Here is a 22,270-nt window from a genome sequence, read left to right as displayed (position 1 = left end):
ATCAAGGGAGCCCCATTGAATGGGTACGCGTTTTTTTGACCTGACGAGCGAACAGGGCGTGCTGCGCACGTCCATCGTCGTCACTTTATTCATCGCCGCAATCGGCATTGGCTTCGGCCTCGCCTCAGGCTCGTTCTCCATCGTCTTCGATGGTGTCTACTCGATGGTCGATGCCAGCATGAGCGGCTTGTCCCTCGTGGTGGTCAAGCTGATCACCGCCCACACCCGCACCGAACGCATGTCACGCAAGTTGCGCGAGCGTTTCACCATGGGTTTCTGGCACCTGGAACCGATGGTTCTGGCGCTCAACGGCATCCTCCTGACCGGCGTGGCGCTGTATGCGCTGATCAACGCCGTCAGCAGCCTGCTCGAGGGCGGGCGAGACCTGGAGTTCGGCGTGGCACTGGTCTACGCCGTGGTCACCGTGAGTGCCTGCCTGGCCATCGCCATCCTCGAAGCCCGTGCCAACCGCAAGATCCGCTCGGACTTCGTGGCGATGGACGTGAAAGGCTGGGTGATGTCGGCAAGCATCACCGCGGCGTTGCTGATCGCCTTCTGCTTTGGCCTTGCGGTCCAGGGCACGCGTTGGGAATGGCTGTCGCCGTACATCGACCCGGCGGTGCTGGCGCTGGTCTGCGTGGTGATCATTCCGATGCCGATATCGGTGGTGCGCCAGGCGCTGGCGGACATGTTCCTGGTGACCCCGGCCGATTTGAAACAACACGTCGATGAAGTCGCCCAGGCTTTTGTCGAGCGGCACAGCATGCTGTCGTATCGGGCTTATGTGGCGAAGGTCGGGCGGTCGCGGGAAATCGAGCTGTACTTCATCGTGCCCCGGACCATGCCCGCTCGAAACATCGCCGAGTGGGACGCGTGGCGGGATGAGATCGGCAATGCCATTGGCGGTGAAGGGCCGGATCGGTGGTTGACGGTGGTGTTTACCGGGGATCCGGAGTGGGCGGAATAACGCCGGGCCTGCTTTGCAGTCCTTCGCGAGCAAGCTCGCTCCCACAGTGACCGCAGTCAGCCTGGATCTCCAGTCCTGCCAAAGCCCGTGTGGGAGCGAGCTTGCTCGCGAAGGCCGCGAAGCGGCCCAAGAGCAAGTTAATCGCTCATTCGTAAAAACCCGCTGTTTTCTTCAGCGCATCTGAGAAGTTATAGATTTCGTCCAATGATGAGATCGGATGGCGTGTTTCGTTTTTTTCCTCATCAAAAATACCGATGTATTTCTGCGAGCGATTGAAATGCAAACGACAAATCGGCTTACGGTTGTTGTCGTCAAGTAGGATTCCGAAATAGCTCTGAGTATCGCGCTGCACAATCCGCTTGGCATCAACTACCGCCCGAACAACGGCCCGAACGATATGGTAGCCCTCCAGTTCCTCCAGAGTTGTCATCACTTTGTCGTCAGCTTCAGGACGCTCCGGCGATTCATTAGCGGCTTCAGGAGTCGTTCCGACAAACGCCAAGTCTGACTTCACAGCACCGCTCATGGCGGACTTCAACCGATCGTTGATCTGATCATTCAAATACTGCGCCAGCGCCTTGCGGGTCAGCTCATAAAACTGGTCACGAACCTTTTGGGTCAGCGCACCGTCGTAGACGCGAGACGCGAAAACCTTGACGAAATCATCGTCAGGCTTAGTAAATTGCGCAGCAATAAGCTTTTTGATCTGACTGACGTACTTGAGCTCCCCTGCCGCACTGATGATGGAATCAACATCAAATGCAGACTTCGTAAGCTTTATCAGTTCAGGAACCGAGTACTCATCGATATTCAGCAGATCGAGCTCGAGGAAAGGCTTCTCATCCATCTTGTTTGGCGCGTCAAGATCAGTGAAAAACTTGTAGACCTGCCCGTTGGTCAAGATCGAGATCCGCGCACTGGTTACGTGGAAATAACGGAACAGCTGGGAAGCGTGATTGATATGTAGAGGCTCACCGATTTTCTTACACTCGATGAGCACCTGAACCTCACCATCTTTCATGATGGCGTAATCGATTTTCTCCCCCTTCTTCGTACCCACATCACACACAAATTCAGGGGTAACCTCCGTCGGGTCAAACACGTCATACCCAAGCACCGTACTGATGAACGGCATGACAAAGGCATTCTTGGTCGCCTCTTCTGTCTGAATGGCTGCCGCTTGCAGACGGACCTTCGCCGCGAGGCTGGTCAGCTTTTCAAAGAACTCCATGGGTTACCCCTTCTCTATGTCTGTGCCGTATGATGCTGGCTAAATGCCTGCTACCCGCAAGACGGATATCAGGATTTACTAGCTGTCGGCAACTCCTGTACTACTGCACACAGCATTGAAACACCACGCCTCACATTTTCGAGACCGATCACCGACAGACCACCGACCGTCCCCAAGGACGCGCCGGGCGCCAAGGTATTGCGCTAGTGTCTGCCCGATACATCAAAAGGACCTGATCATGTTTCTTTCCCGCTGGCTTCCGGGCCTGGCCAACCTGCTGCATTACCGTCGCGAGTGGTTCCGCCCGGACGTGCAGGCTGGCCTTTCGGTTGCCGCCATCCAGATTCCCATCGCCATCGCCTATGCGCAGATCGCCGGCCTGCCGCCGCAGGTGGGCCTGTATGCGTGCATCCTGCCGATGATCGTTTACGCGCTGGTGGGCAGTTCGCGGCAGTTGATGGTCGGCCCGGACGCGGCCACTTGCGCCATGGTCGCCGGGGCGATCGCGCCGCTGGCCATGGGCGATCCGCAGCGGCTGATGCAGTTGTCGGTGGTGGTCACGGTGCTGGTGGGCCTGATGCTGATCGCCGCAGGGGTGGCGCGGGCCGGGTTCATCGCCAGCTTCTTCTCGCGGCCCATTCTGATCGGCTACCTCAACGGTATCGGCCTGAGCCTGCTGGCCGGGCAATTGGGCAAGGTGGTGGGCTTCAAGATCGAGGGCAACGGTTTCATCCTCAGCCTGATCAACTTCTTCGAACGGGTCGGCGAGATCAAATGGCTGACCCTGAGCATCGGCCTCGCCGGCCTGGCGATGCTGATCTGGCTGCCGCGACGTTACCCCAAGCTGCCCTCGGCGCTGGTCACGGTGGCGGTGTTCACCCTGATCGCTGGTGTGTTCGGCCTCGACCAGTACGGCGTCGCGGTGCTCGGCCATGTGCCCGGCGGCATGCCGGAACTGGCCTGGCCGCAGACCTCGCTGGAAGAAATGAAAAGCCTGCTGCGCGACGCCCTGGGTATCGCCACCGTGAGCTTCTGTAGCGCCATGCTCACCGCCCGCAGCTTCGCCGCGCGGCACGGCTACGCGATCAACGCCAACCACGAGTTCGTTGCGCTGGGCGTCTCCAACCTGGCCGCCGGGGTGTCGCAGGGCTTCGCCATCAGCGGCGCCGACTCGCGCACCGCAGTCAACGACATGGTCGGCGGCAAGAGCCAACTGGTGGGGATCATCGCCGCGCTGGTGATCGCCGTGATCCTGATGTTCTTCACCACGCCCATGGCCTGGATTCCGCAGGCGGCGCTGGGCGCGGTGCTGTTGATGGCCGGCTGGGGCCTGATCGACGTGCAGTCGCTGCGCAAGATCTGGGCGCTGAGCCGCTTCGAATTCTTCCTGTGCGTGTTCACCACCATCGGCGTGCTCGGCGTTGGCGTGTTGCCGGGGATCATCATCGCTGTGACCCTGGCGATCCTGCGCCTGCTCTACAGCATCTACCAGCCCACCGACGCGGTGCTCGGCTGGGCACCCGGCATCGAAGGCCAGGTGGACATCAGCCGCCACAAGGACGCCCGCACCGTGCCGGGCCTGGTGGTGTACCGCTTCGACGACGCGATCCTGTTCTTCAACGCCGACTACTTCAAGATGCGCCTGCTCGACGCGGTGCAGCGCGAGCCCGAGCCGAAGGCCGTGCTGTTCGATGCCGAGGCGGTGAGTTCCATCGATGTTAGCGGCATCGCAGCGCTGCGCGAAGTGCGGGATACGCTAAAGGCCCAGGGCATCGAGATGGGCATCGCCCGGGCGCGCGGGAATTTCCTCAGGATGCTGGTGCGCTCGGGCCTGGCGCGGGAGATGGACAACCATCTGCTGTATGGCTCGGTACGCGCCGGGATCCGCGCGTACCGGTTGTGGCGCAACAAGATCAAGCGGGATGAAGAGGATGCCGGCCGCGTAGCGCCGGTGCCTGATCTGCCTTGAGGATGGCCCAGCAGGAGCGAGCTTGCTCGCGCCTGCATCAGCCGCGCCGTGGAATCAGCCCCGGCAGCGCATGCAGCAAGGCATTCACGGCAAAGCCGATGAACATCAGCCCGCACGCCCGGGTGATCCACAGCTCGTAGCGGGTGTACAGCGTGCGCACGTGCCGCGCGCCGACCACCACGATCAGGATCAGGTAAGCCAGCAAGCCGCCAAGGAAACTCAGCGCGATCAGCGCCGGCAGCATCGACCAGTCCAGCGCTTCGGCGCGGCTGGAGAGCAGCGCGGTAAAGGTCGCCACGGCCACCGGGTACGCCTTGGGGTTGGTCAGACCGAAAACCACACCGTGCCAGAACGGCTGGCGTGCCGCGCCCTGCTCGCCATTCGCGGCGCCCGGTCGGCTGCGCAATGCGCGCAGGCCAAGCCAGAACAGGTACAGGCCGCTGATCAGGCCGAGGATGTCGAACACCGAACTGCCGATCTGCCGCGCGCCGACGATTGCCACCAGCGCGGTGCTGCACCAGAGCACATCCCCCAACAGGTGACCGCAGAGAAACCCGGCGCCAGCGCGACGGCCACGGGTGGCGCCGATCCCCAGCACGGCCAGCACACCGGGGCCCGGTGTGATGCCATAGATGAAGCCGGAAGCGAGCACGGCGAACAGCAGCGATAGCGTCATGGGGAGGAAGTCCGTATCAGGTAGACGCCAGAGTCTACGCCGCCTCCAGGGCAATCGACCAGAGGCTCAATAGCCCCCGGACTTCAACAATATCGCCTCGTCCTGCGGCACCCCTCGCCCATAAAAGCGCAGCAGCGCACCCGTGCGATTGGTGAAGATGCCATCGACCCCGGCGTCGCTGACCCGCTGGAAATCCACCGCCTCATCGACGGTGTAGGCGTGCACCAGCAGGCCCTTGTCGTGAGCCATGCGGTTCATCCATGGCTGCACCAGGTCGGCGTAACTCTGCTCGCCTCCCGCTGCCAGCGCAGCGGACGGGCCGACGCCGACGGCGCCCGCCGCCTTGGCATGATCGAGCCAGCGCTCGAACTCGGCGCGGTCCCTGGGTTGCTGACGGGCGAGGAAGGCGGCTTTGTCGCGCTCGCCCGACTCGGCAAAGGTCGGGCCCGGCATCGGTTCGATATGCCCCTTGCCCAGCCACAACAGCAGCACCTTGGGCACCTGCGGCATGGCCGTGTGCAGCAGCGCGAGGCTGTCGCGGTCAAAACTCTGCAACACCACGCGCCCCGGCACGTCCAGCCAGCCGCGGGCCTGCAAGGCGCGCTGCAGGTCCTGCTCGATACCGGGAAACAGGTTCGGCACCTTGGTTTCGATATACAGCCCGGGCCGCAGGGCAGGATTGGCTTCAGCGATGTCCATCACTTCCTCAAGCGTCAGCACCTTGAGGCCGGCGAACGCCGCCCGGGCGCGCTCGGGATAGGCCTGGTTGAACCAGCTTCCCGCATCCAGCGATTTCAATTCGGCGAGGGTGAAGGCGCTGACCGGACTGTCCTTGCGCTCGGGAAAGCGTTCGGCCACATCGCTGGTGCGGTGCAAATCATTGTCGTGCACCACCACCAGCACGCCGTCGCGGGTGCGTTGCAGGTCCAGCTCGAGGTAATCGGCGCCCAGGTCGCGGGCCAGTTCATAGGCCGGTGCCGTGGACTCCGGCGCATCGAACGATGCCCCGCGATGAGCGATTACCGCCGGATAGGCAATGCCCTGCGCCTTGGCCAGCGCCGCGCCGTCGCGGGCCATGACCGGCGCGCTCAACCCCAACAGCGCAATGCCCAGCCCCAGAAAGATCCCCTTGAATGACATCGACCGCTCCTCATCAAAACCGGCCCAGAGCATAGTCGCCGACACGGATGACAGCCCGTGACGTGCTACAGTCCCGCCCTGCCAATTTGCAACAGATTCCTACGAGACAAGCATGCCCCTCGCCGACGTCGACGCCACCCTCGCCTCCTGGCCGGATCTCAACACCCGTCACCCGTGCAGCGGCCTGCTGCTGGGCAACGGCGCCAGCCGGGCGATCTGGCGGCCGTTCAGCTATTTCTCGCTGTTCGAGCTGGCCCAGCGCGTGCGCAACAAACCGCTGGGGGTGAGCGACCAGGCGTTGTTCAAATCCCTCGGCAGCGAACTGTTCGAGCCGGTGCTCAGCGCCCTCAACACCACGGTGCGGGTCAACGCCGCACTGGCGATCAGTTCGTCGGCGCCGCTGAACCGCTATTACGCGATCAAGGAAGCGCTGATCCACGCCGTGCGCAGCGTGCACATTCCGTGGAAGCTGCTGCCGTCCAGCACCCTGGCAGCGATCAACGCCGAGCTGCGCAACTACCGCGCGGTGTTCTCCGGCAATTACGACCTGCTCAACCACTGGGCCGTCAGTCATGACCCGCAGGGTTTCCAGCCGTTGTTCGATGAAGAGGGCCACTTCGACGTCAGCCGCACCCATGGCGAAGGCACCCGCATGCACTACCTGCACGGCGGCCTGCACCTGCTCAAGACCCAGGACGGCGGCACGCGCCAACGCGAGGCCGATGGCAGTCAGTTGCTCGATGGCTTTGCCATCAACACGCCGGGCGATGTGCCGCTGTTCGTCAACGAAGACACCAGCGAACACAAGCTGCAAGCGATCCGCGCCTCGGATTACCTGACCTGGAGCTACGCCGCGCTGGCCGCGCACACTAGCGGCCTGTGTATTTTTGGCCATCACCTCGACCGTGCCGATCGACATTTGCTGCGAGCGATCCAGCAGGCCCGTCCGGCCCATCTGGCGATCGCGATCCTGCCGTTGAACGACGCTTCGATCATCAGCCAGAAGCAGCATTACGCGCGCATCTTCGGTGAATCGCCGGAGATCACCCTGCATTTCTTCGATGCCAGCAGTCACCCGCTCGGCCGTGCCGAACTGAACGTGCCGGCCCCCGCGCCAATCACCCGGCGGCGCCGCTGAAAGACGCCGGCGGCAGGAACATGCTGAAACACCCATAGTAAATAACAATAATTCTCGATAACATTTGCGACCTTTCTCTCCGGCACTTTCCTGGAAAGCTCGCATGCGCCGCCCCAAACCCGATCCTTTCGCGCAAGAAACCTGCCATGGGTTTTACAGCGACATCCTGCATTTCCTGCGCAAGCGCATGGACAACGCCAGCGATGCCGCGGACATGACTCAGGACGTCTTCACCCAATGGCTGGGTTACCGCGACAAAGCCCGGGTGGAGCAGCCTCGCGCGTTCCTGTTCCAGATGGCGCGCAACCTGTTGCGCGATCACTGGAGACGGCAGAAAGTGCGCCACACGGTGCTCGACGAACATGCCGAGTCGGCGGAGCAAACCCAGGCCTGCGAGGCCCCAAGCAGCGACCCGATGGCCAGCGCGCAGCACCTGCAACGCCTGGATCATTTGAAAATTGTCCTTGCCGAACTCTCGCCGCGACGGCGCGAAGCCCTTATGCTGCACCGCTTCGAAGGTTTAAGTCAGGCACAGATCAGTGAACGCATGGGCATTTCAGTCAGCATGGTGGAGAAACACATCGCCGCCGCGCTGCTGTACCTCAAGCAGCGCCTGGACAGTGACAACGTTGCGGAGCAACCAGAATGACCCTTCCTGACATGGACAGCCGTTCGGTCGACGCCCAGGCGGCGAGCTGGTTTACCCGTAACCGCAATGAGCGCTCGCGAGCCTCGCGCAAAGCCTTCGCCCAGTGGCTGGAACACCCCGCAAACGCCCGCGCATACCATCAGTTCGAACAGCTCTGGGACGATCTTGCCGCCCTCAAGGAACTGAACAAGCCGGTGCAGCTACGCCCGCGCAAAGCCTCGTACTGGCGCCCGGCGCTGGCCACGGCGGCAGCGCTGGTCTGCGCATTGCTGGCGAGTAACCTGGGCAAACCGGCCGCGTCGGTGGAGCAACAACTGGCCAGTCTGGATGGCCAGCCGCGCACCATCACCTTGCCCGACGGCAGCCGTCTCAACCTCAACGCCAACTCCCGCGTGCGGATCGAGTTCGATGCCGAACGGCGACTGGTGCACCTCGATCAAGGCCAGGTCTACCTGGAAGTCAGCCCGGACAAGGAACGACCGTTGTTCGTCGATGCCGGCCCCGCCCGGGTCCGGGTGGTGGGCACCGCGTTCGACCTGCGCCGCGGCCAGCAGGAACTGGTGCTGAGCGTGGACCACGGCCTGGTGGCGTTCGACGCGCCGGGCGAGCGCCGCGAACCGATGCTGCTGGGCGCCCGCGAGCGCGCGGTGTACAACCTGGCCCGCGGCGACCTGGTGCGGCAGACCCTGAGCGACGGCGAAGTCGCCGACTGGCGCAGCGGCCATGTTTCGTTCCGCAACCGCGAACTGGCGAGCCTGGTGGACGAACTGTCGCTGTACCGCCCGGCGGCGGTGCTGCTGGCTGACCCGGCGCTGGCGAAGTACCGGGTTTCCGGCAACCTCGATGTGCATGACCCTGACGCCCTGCTCAATGCCTTGCCGGCGTTATTGCCGGTGAAGACCGCCGTGTTGGCGGATGGGCGGATGCGCATCGAGCGCGCCGGAAAGTAGAACCACCGCGTCGCAGCAAGCCTGCTGAAAAATTCTGAGAATATTTTTCATTCGCATGTGAGGGTTTTTCCTCGCCCCGCGTCTTCCTCCCCGTCCGCGCCCTGCGCACTGACTTTTTCTGGCCTTTGGCCGCACTGGGGGATTTCATGTTTCGCGCGTTTCGACCTTCCAAGCCGTTGTCTGCCCGTCCATCGCTGCTTGCCGTGTGCCTGGCCCTGAGCCTTCAGGCCCAGGCCGCACCCGTTGAGCTGCAGTTGCCGGCCCAGCCACTGGCCACCTCGCTGAGCCAGGTGGCGCAACAGACCAAAGTGCAACTGCTGTTCGACGAGTCGTTGCTGCGCAACGTTTCCGCGCCAGCCCTGCGCGGCAATTTCAGCGCCGAGGAAGCGATTGCCCGCCTGCTCGCCAGCAGCCGCTTCACCCTGGTCAAGGTGGGCACCACCTACGTGGTGCGCCCGAAGGAAGACGAAACCACGCCTCCAGGCAACAACAACACGTCCATCCAGCTCGGCGCCATGAGCATCGTCGGCGACGGCCAGCAAGTGACCCCGGCCACTGTCGGCCGCTCGACCCTGACCCAGCGCGATATCGACCGTGAACAGGCGAACAACGTGCCGTCCCTGCTGAGCACCCTGCCCGGCGTGGAAATGGCCGGTTCCATGATGCCCGGCGGGCAGAAGATCAATATCTGGGGCATGGGCGACGCCGAGGACGTGCAACTGACCGTCGACGGAGCCACCAAGACCGGCTTCGAGCGTTACCAGCAGGGCACGATGTTCGTCGAGCCGGAGCTGATCAAGAGCATCGAGGTAGAGAAAGGCCCGCACTCGCCGTTCGTGGGCAACACCGGCCTTGCCGGCAGCGTGCACATGACCACCAAAAATGCCCCGGACCTGCTGCAGGAAGGCCGCGACACCGGCGCGATGGTCAAATATGGCTACTCCAGCAACGACCATCAGCAGGTGTACAGCACGGCCTTGTTCGGGCGCACCGAAGATCGCCGTATCGATGGCCTGGTCTACCTGACCAAGCGCGACGGCGACGATTTCAAGCTGGCCTCGTCGCAGCCCGACCCACGCAACCAGTACCCGATCAACCCCAAGCGCCTGCCTGACAGCGCCCAGGACCTGGAAGGCGGCCTGTTCAAGCTGAATGTCCAGCTCACCGATGAGCAGTCGCTCGGCCTGTCCTACTCGCGCTCGAACAACCAACGCATGACCCGCTACTCGTCGACCAACTACTCGACGCCGCCGACCAAGGCCAACATCGACCGCTACGGTTACAAAGACGCCATGCGCCGTTTCCTGGCGCACCGCGAAACCATCGACACCACCTGGTCGGCCAAATATCGCTTCCAGCCGGTGGACAATCCGCTGGTCAATCTGGAAGTCAGCTATTCCGAATCCGATGTCGACCAGACCGACGAGCGCGGGCCCAACGCCGTGTTCCAGCTCGCCACCGGCGGCCGGCGCATGGATACCGAATACAAGGACCGCAACTTCGAAGTACGCAACACCGCGCAGTTCAACACTGGCGTGCTGGAACACTCGCTGACCACCGGCGTCGAGTTGCACCGCCACGCCCGCGAAACCGAGATGTGGCTGCCGGGCAACGCGCAAAACACCGCGGCCTACAACTACGGCCACTTCCAGCCGAACTTCATGCCCCACGGCAAAGTGGATACCAACAGCGCCTACGTGCAGGACGCCATCACCCTTGGCCAGGTGACCATCACCCCGTCGTTGCGCTACGACCATGTGCGCAACCGCGGCGAAGATAACGACGCGCCGTTCTACAACGTCGCCTCGGCCGGCCACGACTACAGCGCCAAGACCTACACCGGCTGGTCGCCGCGCCTGTCCGTGTTCTGGCGTGCCACCGACGACGTCGCGTTCTTCGCCGACTATTCGAAGACCTGGCGCGCGCCGGTCATCGACGAGCAATACGAAGTACAGAGCGCGGCCAGCACACGCAGCGCCACCAGCCGCGACCTCGATCCAGAGCGCGTCACCGCCCTGCGTGCCGGTAACGTCACCGACTTCTCCGGCCTGTTCTTCGCCGACGACAACCTGCAGGTCCGCACCACCCTGTTCCACAACAAGATCAAGGACGAGATCTTCAAGAACCTCGGTATCGAGTGTCAGGCGCAGATCGCGACCGGCGGCAACATCGGCCAGAGCTGCGGCAACTACCTGATCGGCAACTACCGCAATCTCGAAGGCGTGACCTACAAGGGCTTCGAGGTGGAAAGCTTCTACGATTCCACCTACCTGTTCGGCACCCTTTCCTACACCTGGATGACCGGCAAACACGAAGGCGCCTACAACAACCCGTGGGGCCCGGATGTCTGGGCGCGTGATGTACCGGCACCGAAATGGGTGGCACGTCTGGGTGTGAAGATTCCCGAATGGGATGTGGTGGTGGGCTGGAAAGGCCTGTGGGTACGCCAGACCGATCGTCTGCCGAGCGACAAATACCCACCGGGTTTCATGGGCAGCGCACTGGGTGACAGCGCCTGGGACCATCGCGCCAACGACGCCTACAACGTCCAGGGCCTGTTCGCCAGCTGGAAACCGAAGCAGCAATACCTGAAGGGCACCGAGGTCAACTTCACCCTCGACAACATGTTCAACCGCGATTACGTGCCGATGCTCAGCGACAACAACGTCTACAGCACAGGGCGCAATGCCAAGGTGAGCATTACCCGGTTCTTCTGAGTAACGTAGGGGCCGCCTTGCGGCCCCGATTCACTCACGCCGGAATCAGTTGATCCGCCCGCAGCAATGTCTCCAGACAATGCTCAGAAACCCCATAGAACGCCTTCAACTCCGCGATCTTCTCCAGCAACGCCGCTGAATCCCCCGCCTCCTTGCGCTTGGTCGCGAGGATCATCTTGTTCTTGTTGGTGTGCTCCAACGAGATGAACTCGAACACCTTGGTGTCGTAACCACAGGCTTCCAGGTACAGCGCGCGCAGGCTGTCGGTGAGCATTTCCGCCTGCTGCCCCAAATGCAGGCCGTATTGCAGCATCGGCTTGAGCAAGCCCGGGCTGTGCAGCTGCGGACGGATCTGTTTGTGGCAGCACGGCGAGCACATGATGATCGCCGCGCCACAACGGATGCCGGTGTGGATCGCATAGTCGGTGGCGATATCGCAGGCATGCAGGGCGATCATCACATCGATCTCGGCCGGCACCACGGTGCGCACGTCACCCTGTTCGAACACCAGCCCCGGATGCTCCAGATGAGCGGCCGCGGCATTGCACAGTTCGACCATGTCCGGGCGCAACTCGACCCCCGTCACCTGCGCCGGACGCTGCAGGGTGTTGCTCAGGTAATCGTGGATGGCGAAGGTCAGGTAACCCTTGCCGGAGCCGAAATCCGCCACCCGCACGGGTTTGTCGTCCGCCAGCGAAACACTGGCGAAGGCATGGGAAAACACTTCGATGAATTTGTTGATCTGCTTCCACTTGCGCGACATCGCCGGGATCAGTGCCTGCTGCTTGTCGGTCACGCCGAGGTCCTGAAGGAACGGCCGGCTCAGTTCCAGGTAGCGTTTCTTCTCGCGGTCATGCTCGCCGCCCGCGGCCTGGCGCTCTTGCTGCGCGGCGTTGCGGTGCAGCATCGGCTTGCCCTTCTTGCTGAACTCCAGTTGCGCGTCATCGGCCAGGCTCAGCAAGTGGGCATTGCGAAACGCGCCCGGCAGCCACTCGCCGACCTGTGCCAGCGCTTCGTCCAGCGGCAGGTTGCGGGTGATGTCGCGGGTCTTGTAGCGATGGACGAATGACAGGCAGGCCTGCCCCTTGACCGTCAGCGGCTTGGCGATGATGCGTTGCAGGTCGGCTTCGGCGCCGACGTGACGGGCCAGTACCAGCTTGACGAAGGATTGCTGGTGCAGGCTCTCGGCCAACAGGGCGAGAAACTGCGCACGCGCATCCGGCGCGGCCTGGGCGGTGGGGGTAGCGGACATGGGGATTGGGTGCCTCGGGGGTTGCGGGGGCGCCAGCCGGCGCGCAATGGCGGGCATTTTACGTTGATGCCCGGCCAGCGCACAGCTTTTGTCGATCAGCGCGGCATCAGTCGAGGATCACTAGGCGGTTGGGCAGCTCGTTGCGGCTTTGGGTCAACGGCACATGGGTCTTGAGCAACTCGCCGCAGGCCTCGATGCAGGTGAGGAAACCCGCAAGCGTCTGGCCCGCGCGGACCTGGGCGGTGAAGCCGGCGACGATGGCGTCCCAGGCCTGGTTGTCCAGACGCGAGGCGATGCCGTCATCTACCAGGATTTCCACATAACGCTCCGCCTCGCTGACGAAAATCAGCACACCGGTACGGCCTTCGGTGTGGTGCAGGTTCTGTTCGAGAAACTGTCGCCGCGCCAGGTTCGACGCGCGCCAGTGGCGCACTGCCTTCGGCACCAGGCGACTGGTGAACAGCGGCAGGCGCAGCACCAGGCAAAGCACGATAAACGTCACCCACTGGGTGATCAGCAGACCGTGGGCGCTGAACCAGCCCGTGACGTAATACACCAGCCCCGGCACCAGCAGCGCCAGCAGGCTGGCCCAGACCAGCGGCACATAGGCGTAGTCGTCGGCGCTACGGGCCAGCACCGTGACCAGCTCGGCGTCGGTGTATTTCTCGACCGCCGTGATCGCCTCGGCGACCTGTCGTTGTTGCAACTCGTTGAGCAATGCCATCAGGTTGTTCCTTGAACACAATTAAGAGGCGCTGCGTTTTCTGTGGGAGTGGCTTCAGCCGCGAATGGGCGCGCAGCGGCCATAAAACCTGAGCCCGCGGTGTATCAGGCTGGTCGGGGACTCAGGTTCTACGACGGCTCTGCCGCCGTTCGCGGCTGAAGCCGCTCCTACAGGGATTCCGTCGCCCCAACGAACTCACCAGCTACCGGACGATCCGCCGCCGCCAAAACTGCCGCCACCGCCGCCAAAGCCACCACCTCCGCCGCCGCGCCCAACCCCACCGCCGCCGCCCAACCCGCCGAAGCCACCGCCAAAACCGCCGCCCGGCCCGCCACGACGACCGCCGCCACCAAGGCCCTGCAAATACAGCACAACCACCACCATCAGAATGAACAGCCCGATGGACAGCAAAGACGGCGACTCACCCTCGCTTTGCCCGCCGCTGAGCGCGGACGGCTGGGCCAGCGGATTTCCGCCGAGTACCTGCAGGATCGCGGCCGCGCCCTGGACGATGCCCTGGCTGAGTTCGCCGCGCTTGAAGGCCGGCAGGATGATCCGGTTGATGATGACCGACGACTGCGCGTCGGTGAGGCGTTCTTCCAGCCCGTAGCCCACTTCGATGCGGACCTTGCGTTGCTCGGGCGCGACGATCAGCAGCGCGCCATTGTCCTTGCCCTTCTGGCCAATGCCCCAGTGCCGGCCCAACTGGTAGCCGTAATCCTCGATGGGCAGCCCTTGCAGGTCGGTCAGTGTCACCACCACGACCTGCTCGCCGGTGGCCTGCTCGTGGGCTTCGAGCATCTGCCCGAGCTGGCTGCGGGTATGGGCGTCGAGCAGGTTGGCGTTGTCCACCACCCGCCCGCTGAGCGCCGGGAACGACGGCTCGGCGCGCACCGCCAAGGCCATGGCGAGCAGCGCCAGCAGCACCACGGCCTTGAACAGGCGCATCAGAATTTCACTTCAGGGGCTTTGTCGGCGTCGGCACTGGTCGCTTCGAAGCTCTCGCGCAGCGGCAAGTCGCTGTACATCACGCTGTGCCAGATCCGTCCGGGGAAGGTGCGAATCTCGGTGTTATAGCGCTGCACGGCGGCGATGAAATCCTTGCGCGCCACGGCGATACGGTTTTCCGTCCCTTCGAGCTGGGATTGCAGGGCGAGGAAGTTCTGGTTGGCCTTGAGGTCCGGGTAGCGCTCCGAGACCACCATCAGCCGGCTCAACGCACCGCTCAACTGCGACTGCGCAGCCTGGAACTGGCGCAGTTTTTCCGGATCGTCGAGGGTGCTGGCATCGACCTGAATCGACGTCGCCTTGGCCCGCGCCTCGACCACCGCAGTCAGGGTTTCCTGTTCATGTTGGGCATAGCCCTTGACCGTCGCCACCAGATTGGGAATCAGGTCGGCACGGCGCTGGTACTGGTTCTGTACCTGGCCCCAGGCCGCCTTCACCTGTTCGTCATAGTTGGGAATGTTGTTGATCCCGCAGCCGGCCAGCAGACTGGCCAGCAGCACCAGCAACCATGGCTTTGCACCCTTTAATACCCGCATCGTCGCAACGCTCCTTGATTATCCGTAAAGCACCGGACTTGAGGCATAATCCGTGGCCGCCGCTGGATACTGCAGGCCCAATCGGCTAAAAACATGCCCCAGCAAACTACAACAATAGCCGCTCCCCCAATTTCGGCTGGCCGGTATCCACCGTGAATGCCGGCGCGAGCCTCGAGAACTGAATCCATGAACAAGCTGTGTTTGCTGGGCCTGCTCGTCAGCCTGGCCAGTCAGACGGCCCTGGCCGACACCTCTGCCGCCGCCACGCACCTGCAAGAGAAAAAGGTGTTCGTCGCCAAGCTGCTGGAGCAGATGACCCAGGACGAGAAGATCGGCCAGTTGCGCCTGATCAGCATCGGCCCGGAGATGCCACGGGAGAAGATCCGCGAGGAAATCGCCGCGGGCCGCATCGGCGGCACCTTCAACTCGCGTACCGGCCCGGAAAACCGGCCGATGCAGGACGCCGCCATGCGCAGCCGGCTGAAGATCCCGATGTTCTTCGCCTACGACACCATTCACGGCAACCGCACCATTTTCCCGATCGGCCTGGGCCTGGCGTCGAGCTGGGACATGAACGCCATCGCCAAAGTCGGCCGCACTTCGGCCATCGAAGCCTCCGCCGACGCCCTCGACATGACTTTCGCGCCGATGGTCGACATCGCCCGCGACCCGCGCTGGGGCCGCACCAGTGAAGGCTTCGGCGAAGACACCTGGCTGACCTCGCGGATCGGCGAAGTGATGGTCAAGTCGTTCCAGGGCAAGAGCCCGGCCGAGCACGACAGCATCATGGCCATCGTCAAGCACTTCGCCCTGTATGGCGCGGTGGAAGGCGGGCGCGACTACAACACGGTCGATATGAGCCTGCCGAAGATGTACAACGACTATCTGCCGCCGTACCGCGCGGCCATCGACGCCGGTGCCGGCGGGGTGATGGTGGCGCTGAACTCGATCAACGGCGTGCCTGCCACTTCCAACACCTGGCTGATGAACGACCTGCTGCGCAAGGAGTGGGGCTTCAACGGCGTGACCATCAGCGACCACGGCGCCATCCAGGAACTGATCCGCCACGGTGTCGCCCGCGACGGCCGTGAAGCGGCCAAGCTGGCGATCAAGGCCGGCATCGACATGAGCATGAACGACTCGCTGTACGGCGAAGAACTGCCGGGCCTGCTCAAGTCCGGTGAAGTCAGCCAGGCCGAGCTGGACCAGGCAGTACGCGAGGTGCTCGGCGCCAAGTACGACATGGGCCTGTTCAAAGACCCGTACGTGCGCATCGGCAAAGCGGAAAACGATGTGCCGGACTACTACGCCGATTCCCGCCTGCACCGTGACGCCGCCCGCGACGTGGCGCGCCGCAGCCTGGTGCTGCTGGAAAACCGCAATCAGACCCTGCCGCTGAAAAAGAACGGCACCATCGCCCTGGTCGGCCCGCTGGCCGATGCGCCCATCGACATGATGGGCAGTTGGGCCGCCGACGGTAAGCCGGTGCACTCGGTCACCGTCCGCGAAGGCCTGCGCCGCGCGGTCGGCGACAAGGCCAAGCTGGTCTACGCCAAGGGCTCGAACATCACCGGCGACAAAGCCATGTTCGACTACCTGAACTTCCTCAACTTCGACGCCCCGGAAATCGTCAACGACCCACGCCCCGCCGCGGTGTTGATCGACGAAGCGGTCAAGGCCGCCCAGCAGTCTGACGTGATCGTCGCCGTGGTCGGCGAATCCCGTGGCATGTCCCACGAATCGTCCAGCCGCACCACCCTGGAAGTCCCGGCGGTACAACGCGACCTGATCAAGGCGCTGAAAGCCACTGGCAAGCCGCTGGTGCTGGTGCTGATGAACGGCCGTCCGCTGTCGATCAACTGGGAGCGCGAACAGGCCGACGCCCTGCTGGAAACCTGGTTCAGCGGCACCGAAGGCGGCAACGCCATCGCCGACGTGCTGTTCGGCGACTACAACCCGTCCGGCAAGCTGCCCATCACCTTCCCGCGGTCGGTCGGCCAGATCCCGATGTACTACAACCACATGCGCATCGGCCGTCCGTTCACGCCGGGCAAGCCGGGCAACTACACCTCGCAGTACTTCGAGGAGCCCAACGGCCCGCTGTATCCGTTCGGTTACGGGCTGAGCTACACCGAGTTCTCGGTGTCGCCGCTGACGCTCTCGGCGAAAACCCTGAAACAGGGCGGCAGCCTGGAAGCCAGCGTCAAGGTGAAGAACACCGGCAAGCGTGACGGCGAAACCGTGGTGCAGCTTTATGTGCAGGATGTCGCCGCGTCCATGAGCCGCCCGGTCAAGGAACTGAAAAACTTCCAGAAAGTCCTGCTCAAGGCGGGTGAAGAACGGGTCGTGACCTTCCGCGTCAGCGAAGACGACCTGAAGTTCTACAACAGCCAATTGAAGCTCGCCGCCGAACCGGGTGAGTTCAACGTGCAGGTCGGCCTGGACTCCGAGACAGTGCAACAGCAGAGCTTCGAGCTGCTGTAACACCTCGCCCTGCCCAAGGGGAAGCGCCTCATGGCCTTCCCCATCGCCGCGGATGGTCTATCGATGCTTTTCTCCTTTCGCACCCTGCGTCTCGGCCTGATTCTCCTGCTGATCAGCGCCGGCACCTTGCTCGCCGCCGCCTGGGCCATGCACCACGCACAACGCCAGGCCATGGTCGAGGAAGCGGAGCGGGCCAACCAGCAACTGGGCCTGTACGCCACCTCGCTGCATACCCTGATCGAACGCTACCGCGCCTTGCCCGCCGTGCTGGCGCTGGACCCGGAATTGATCGCCGCACTCGACGGCCCGGTGAATTCCGTCACCCAGGACCTGCTCAACCGCAAGCTCGAGCGCATCAACGACGCGGCCAATTCCTCCACCCTGGAACTGCTCGACCACACCGGCCTGGCCGTGGCCGCCAGCAACTGGCGCCTGCCCAATACCTACGTGGGCCATAACTATGGCTTCCGGCCGTATTTCAAGCAGACCCTCAGCCAGGGCACCGGGCGCTTCTACGCCGTGGGCGTGACCAGCGGCATTCCCGGTTACTTTCTGTCCAGTGCGGTGAAGGACGACAACCAGCGCTTCCTCGGCGCCATGGTGGTCAAGCTGGAATTCCCCGAGCTGGAACGGGAATGGCGCCTGGGCAACGACGTGCTGCTGGTCAGCGACTCGCGCGGCATTGTCTTCATCGCCAACCAGGAGGGCTGGCGCTACCGCAAGCTCAACACCCTTTCGGCCCATGACTTCAACGAACTGGAACAGACCCGCCAGTACGACAAACAACCGCTGGTGCCCTTGCAGCGCCAGGTGCTCAACCGCTTCGACGACAACAGCAATCTGGTCCGCGTGCAGGGCCCGGAAGGCACGCAGGATTACTTGTGGGAAAGCCTGCCGCTGGAAACAGAAGGCTGGACCCTGCACCTGCTGCGCGCGCCGCAGACCGGCAATGACGGGCGCAACGCCGCGCTGGCCGCCGCGGCGATCTGGCTGACCCTGGTCTTCGCCGTGCTCTTCGTCAACCAGCGCCTGCGCCTGGCCCGCCTGCGCCAACGCAGCCGCGAAGAACTGGAACGACTGGTGGAAGAACGCACCCGCGACCTGCGCACCGCTCAGGAAGGCCTGGTGCAATCGACCAAGCTGGCGGCGCTGGGGCAGATGTCCGCCGCCCTCGCCCACGAACTGAACCAGCCACTGACCACCCAGCGCATGCAACTGGCGTCGTTGCGCCTGCTGCTGGACCACGACCGCGTCGAGGAAGCCCGCCTCGCCCTGCAACCGCTGGAGCAGATGCTCACGCGCATGGCCGCACTCACCGGGCACCTGAAAACCTTCGCCCGCAACAGCCCCAGCGGCCTGCGCGAAAGCCTCGACCTGGCCACGGTGGTCGATCACGCCCTGCAACTGCTCGATACCCGCCTGCGCGCCGAAAGCGTCAGCACCGCGCTGTACCTGGCCCGTCCAGCCTGGGTCCGCGGCGATGCGATCCGCCTGGAGCAAGTGCTGATCAACCTGTTGCACAACGCCCTGGATGCCATGGCCGGCAAAGGTTATCGCCGCCTGGAAATCCGCATCGACTGCGAAGGTGACGGCTGGCGCCTGAGCGTGCTCGACAGCGGCGGCGGCATCGCTCCGGAACACCTGGGCAGCGTGTTCGACCCGTTCTTCACCACCAAGCCGGTGGGCGAAGGCCTCGGGCTGGGCCTGGCGATTTCCTATGGCATCATCCACGAAGCCGGCGGCCGCCTGCAGGTCGACAACCAGCCCGGCGGCGCCCGCTTCAGCTTCACCCTTCCCCGCGACCCGGAGCCCGTATGTTGAATTCGGTGATTGTCGTCGACGATGAAGCCAGCATCCGCACGGCAGTCGAGCAGTGGCTGAGCCTGTCGGGCTTCGAGGTCAAGCTGTTCAGCCGCGCGGACGAATGCCTGGCGAATCTGCCGGCGCACTTTCCCGGGGTGATCCTCAGCGATGTGCGCATGCCCGGCATGGACGGCCTGCAACTGCTGGATCAACTGCGCAGCCGCGACGCCGACCTGCCGGTGATCCTGCTGACCGGTCATGGCGACGTGCCCATGGCCGTCGAAGCCATGCGTAACGGCGCCTACGACTTTCTGGAAAAGCCCTTCAGCCCCGACGCCCTGATGGGCAGCCTGTGCCGCGCCCTGGAAAAACGCCGGCTGGTCCTGGAAAACCGCCGCCTGCACGAACAAGCCGACATCAAGAGCCGGCTGGAGTCCGCCCTGCTGGGCATGACCCAAGGCATGCAGCAACTGCGGCGTCAGGTGCTGGAACTGGCGAACCTGCCGGTCAACGTGCTGATCCGTGGCGAAACCGGCAGCGGCAAGGAACGTGTCGCCCGCTGCCTGCACGACTTCGGCCCGCGCGCCGACAAACCCTTCGTCGCGCTGAACTGCGCGGCCATTCCCGAGCACCTGTTCGAAGCCGAACTGTTTGGCCATGAAAGCGGCGCCTTCACCGGTGCCCAGGGCAAACGCATCGGCAAGCTGGAATACGCCGACGGCGGCACGGTGTTCCTCGACGAGATCGAAAGCCTGCCGCTGGCCCAGCAGGCCAAACTGCTGCGGGTGATCCAGGAGCAGCGCCTGGAGCGCCTCGGCTCCAACCAGAGCATCGCGGTAGACCTGCGCATCATCGCCGCGACCAAACCCGACCTTCTCGAAGAAGCCCGCGCCGGACGTTTCCGTGAAGACCTGGTGTATCGGCTGAATATTGCCGAGCTGCGTCTGGCACCGCTGCGTGAGCGGCGTGAGGACATCCCGCTGCTGTTCGAGCACTTCGCCCGCCACGCCGCCGAACGCAGCGGCCGCAGCGCGGCGCAGTTGAGCATTGCGCAACTGGGCCAGTTGCTTGGCCACGACTGGCCGGGCAACGTCCGCGAACTGGCCAACGCCGCCGAGCGCCACGCCCTCGGTCTGGCCGACCCGACCTCGCCTCCCGAAGAACCCGGACAGTCCCTGGCCGCGCAACAGGAGGCTTTCGAGGCCAACTGCCTGCGCGCCTCTTTGCGTCGGCACAAGGGCGAAATCAAGGCAGTGATGGAAGAACTGCAACTGCCGCGGCGCACCCTTAACGAAAAAATGCAGCGCCACGGCCTGGTCCGCGAAGACTTCCTCGATCGGCCCTGAGCGTCGGCGGATTCCTGCTCAAGCCCGTCTTCACATAAGCGGATTTCCGCTCATTTGATTTTTCATTGTTGCTGTTTGTGCTGCCGCTATCGCTGGCAAGCCCGCGCCCACAGGCGCCTTGAAAGCCTCTATTTCAAGGCTTTGGTGAGAGCTGGCTGACCAGCGATGACGGTGATCAAGCCCCCTGGCACAGCTCCTGCTATAGACCCGCCAGGCTGCGTTTCGGCGCGCTCCACAAAAACAACGATGAAGGTCCCGTCAATGGATAACTCCACCTCCGTGCCTGCTGGGGCGATTGCCACGCCCGCGCCGGTAAAAACCACCTCCAGTCGCCTCAAGTCGATCTTCAGCGGATCGGTCGGCAACATGGTCGAGTGGTACGACTGGTACGTCTCCGCCGCATTCTCCCTGTACTTCGCCAAGGCCTTCTCCCCCGCCGGCGACACCACCGCGCAACTGCTCAACACCGCCGCGATCTTCGCCGTGGGCTTCCTGATGCGCCCGATCGGCGGCTGGCTGATGGGCATCTACGCCGACCGCAAGGGCCGCAAGGCCGCACTGATGGCCTCGGTATTGCTGATGTGCTTCGGCTCCCTGGTCATCGCCCTGACCCCGAGCTATGAAACCATCGGCGTCGCCGCACCGGTCCTGCTGATCATCGCCCGCCTGATGCAGGGCCTGTCGGTAGGTGGCGAATACGGCACCTCGGCGACCTACCTCAGCGAAATGGCCACCAAGGAACGCCGCGGGTTCTTCTCCAGCTTCCAGTACGTCACCCTGATTTCCGGCCAGCTCATCGCTCTTGCCGTGCTGATCGTCCTGCAACAGACCCTGACCACCGAACAGCTCTACTCCTGGGGCTGGCGCGTACCCTTCGTGATCGGCGCGCTGTGCGCGGTGGTTGCGCTGTACCTGCGTCGCGGCATGGAAGAAACCGCTTCCTTCACCAAGAAGGAAAAAAACAAAGCCAAAGAGAGCCTGATGCGCACCCTGATGCGCCATCCGAAGGAACTCGCCACCGTGGTCGGCCTGACCATGGGCGGTACCCTGGCCTTCTACACCTACACCACCTACATGCAGAAATACCTGGTCAACACCGTCGGCATGAGCATCACCGACTCGACCATGATTTCAGCAGCCACCCTGTTCCTGTTCATGTGCCTGCAACCGGTGATCGGCGCCCTCTCCGACAAGATCGGTCGACGTCCGATCCTGATCGCCTTCGGTGTTCTCGGCACTATCTTCACCGTGCCGATCCTGACCACCCTGCACACCATCCAGAGCTGGTGGGGCGCGTTCTTCCTGATCATGGCGGCGCTGATCATCGTCAGCGGCTACACCTCGATCAACGCCGTGGTCAAAGCCGACCTGTTCCCCCCCGAAATCCGCGCGCTGGGCGTCGGCCTGCCTTACGCCCTGACCGTCTCGATCTTCGGCGGCACCGCTGAATACGTGGCCCTGTGGTTCAAGAGCGCCGGCATGGAAACTGGTTACTACTGGTACGTCACCGCCTGTATCGCCTGCTCGTTGCTGGTGTATGTGTTCATGAAGGACACCCAGAAACATTCGCGAATCGTGACGGACTGATCCACACGACACTCGCTCGCAATAAAAACAAAGCCCCCGGCCAATTGGCCGGGGGCTTTTTTCATGCGCGTGACCCGTCCTGAATAAGGTTTA

General features: G+C 63.4%; 17 protein-coding genes. 10 read left to right on the top strand and 7 right to left on the bottom strand.

The window, feature by feature from the left end; translation table 11 throughout:
• The first annotated feature begins 19 nt into the window (after positions 1-19).
• Positions 20-967, top strand: coding sequence for a cation diffusion facilitator family transporter (locus tag HWV67_RS18220; RefSeq protein ID WP_175652239.1), 948 nt, complete (start codon positions 20-22; stop codon positions 965-967).
• Positions 968-1,112: 145 nt separating this feature from the next.
• Here HWV67_RS18220 and HWV67_RS18215 read toward each other — a convergent pair whose 3' ends face one another.
• A complete protein-coding gene (locus HWV67_RS18215) occupies positions 1,113-2,198 on the bottom strand; it encodes a type I restriction endonuclease (RefSeq protein ID WP_175652238.1) in 1,086 nt (361 codons plus the stop codon).
• A gap of 238 nt (positions 2,199-2,436) precedes the next feature.
• On the opposite strand from HWV67_RS18215, the gene HWV67_RS18210 reads away from it, so the two are divergent.
• Positions 2,437-4,167, top strand: a complete 1,731-nt coding sequence (locus HWV67_RS18210) for a SulP family inorganic anion transporter (protein ID WP_175652237.1) — start codon at positions 2,437-2,439, stop codon at positions 4,165-4,167.
• A 37-nt stretch (positions 4,168-4,204) separates the two neighbouring features.
• Here the strand turns inward: HWV67_RS18210 and HWV67_RS18205 are convergent, their stop codons facing one another.
• Entirely contained in the window at positions 4,205-4,843 is a 639-nt protein-coding gene (locus tag HWV67_RS18205; protein ID WP_175652236.1) for a LysE family translocator, read from the bottom strand.
• Between the two features lie 66 nt (positions 4,844-4,909).
• The gene (locus HWV67_RS18200; protein ID WP_175652235.1) at positions 4,910-5,983 is read right to left on the bottom strand and encodes a glycerophosphodiester phosphodiesterase; all 1,074 of its coding nucleotides are present in this window, start codon (positions 5,981-5,983) and stop codon (positions 4,910-4,912) included.
• Positions 5,984-6,095: 112 nt separating this feature from the next.
• Here HWV67_RS18200 and HWV67_RS18195 point away from each other — a divergent pair, with 112 nt between their 5' ends.
• The 4 genes from HWV67_RS18195 to HWV67_RS18180 all read left to right on the top strand — a co-directional run bounded on the left by HWV67_RS18195 (position 6,096) and on the right by HWV67_RS18180 (position 11,437).
• Entirely contained in the window at positions 6,096-7,121 is a 1,026-nt protein-coding gene (locus tag HWV67_RS18195; RefSeq protein ID WP_175652234.1) for a DUF4917 family protein, read from the top strand.
• A gap of 103 nt (positions 7,122-7,224) precedes the next feature.
• Positions 7,225-7,770 carry an RNA polymerase sigma factor gene (locus tag HWV67_RS18190; RefSeq protein WP_095154809.1) on the top strand — a complete coding sequence of 182 codons (546 nt, stop codon included), beginning with the start codon at positions 7,225-7,227 and terminating at the stop codon, positions 7,768-7,770.
• Entirely contained in the window at positions 7,767-8,720 is a 954-nt protein-coding gene (locus HWV67_RS18185; RefSeq protein ID WP_175652233.1) for a FecR family protein, read from the top strand. Before HWV67_RS18190 ends, HWV67_RS18185 begins: the two co-directional genes overlap by 4 nt.
• A 146-nt stretch (positions 8,721-8,866) precedes the next feature.
• Positions 8,867-11,437 (top strand): TonB-dependent receptor, encoded by a 2,571-nt coding sequence (locus HWV67_RS18180; RefSeq protein WP_175652232.1) that lies wholly within the window; start codon positions 8,867-8,869, stop codon positions 11,435-11,437.
• A 34-nt stretch (positions 11,438-11,471) separates the two neighbouring features.
• Here HWV67_RS18180 and HWV67_RS18175 read toward each other — a convergent pair whose 3' ends face one another.
• The 4 genes from HWV67_RS18175 to HWV67_RS18160 form a co-directional block, all read right to left on the bottom strand.
• On the bottom strand, positions 11,472-12,689 hold the full coding sequence (locus tag HWV67_RS18175; RefSeq protein WP_175652231.1) for a class I SAM-dependent methyltransferase: 1,218 nt from the start codon (positions 12,687-12,689) through the stop codon (positions 11,472-11,474).
• 106 nt (positions 12,690-12,795) lie between these two features.
• Positions 12,796-13,413 carry a TPM domain-containing protein gene (locus tag HWV67_RS18170; protein WP_175652230.1) on the bottom strand — a complete coding sequence of 206 codons (618 nt, stop codon included), beginning with the start codon at positions 13,411-13,413 and terminating at the stop codon, positions 12,796-12,798.
• A gap of 195 nt (positions 13,414-13,608) precedes the next feature.
• Complete coding sequence (locus tag HWV67_RS18165; RefSeq protein WP_175652229.1) at positions 13,609-14,361, bottom strand: TPM domain-containing protein; 753 nt, start codon at positions 14,359-14,361, stop codon at positions 13,609-13,611.
• The gene (locus tag HWV67_RS18160) at positions 14,361-14,957 is read right to left on the bottom strand and encodes a LemA family protein (RefSeq protein WP_175652228.1); all 597 of its coding nucleotides are present in this window, start codon (positions 14,955-14,957) and stop codon (positions 14,361-14,363) included. Before HWV67_RS18160 ends, HWV67_RS18165 begins: the two co-directional genes overlap by 1 nt.
• A gap of 186 nt (positions 14,958-15,143) precedes the next feature.
• Between HWV67_RS18160 and bglX the strand changes: the two genes are divergently transcribed.
• The 4 genes from bglX (at position 15,144) to HWV67_RS18140 (ending at position 22,177) form a co-directional block, all read left to right on the top strand.
• Positions 15,144-17,441: a beta-glucosidase BglX gene (gene bglX, locus HWV67_RS18155; RefSeq protein WP_175652227.1), complete on the top strand. Its 2,298-nt coding sequence runs from the start codon at positions 15,144-15,146 to the stop codon at positions 17,439-17,441.
• A gap of 63 nt (positions 17,442-17,504) precedes the next feature.
• Positions 17,505-19,262, top strand: a complete 1,758-nt coding sequence (locus HWV67_RS18150) for a sensor histidine kinase (protein ID WP_175652226.1) — start codon at positions 17,505-17,507, stop codon at positions 19,260-19,262.
• Positions 19,256-20,590, top strand: coding sequence for a sigma-54-dependent transcriptional regulator (locus HWV67_RS18145; RefSeq protein ID WP_175652225.1), 1,335 nt, complete (start codon positions 19,256-19,258; stop codon positions 20,588-20,590). Before HWV67_RS18150 ends, HWV67_RS18145 begins: the two co-directional genes overlap by 7 nt.
• A 261-nt stretch (positions 20,591-20,851) precedes the next feature.
• Positions 20,852-22,177 carry an MFS transporter gene (locus tag HWV67_RS18140; protein WP_175652224.1) on the top strand — a complete coding sequence of 442 codons (1,326 nt, stop codon included), beginning with the start codon at positions 20,852-20,854 and terminating at the stop codon, positions 22,175-22,177.
• The last annotated feature ends 93 nt before the right edge of the window (positions 22,178-22,270 follow it).

Source organism: Pseudomonas sp. Marseille-P9899 (assembly GCF_903166565.1).
Classification (GTDB): domain Bacteria; phylum Pseudomonadota; class Gammaproteobacteria; order Pseudomonadales; family Pseudomonadaceae; genus Aquipseudomonas; species Aquipseudomonas huaxiensis.
This window is presented reverse-complemented; position numbering and strand designations above follow the sequence as displayed.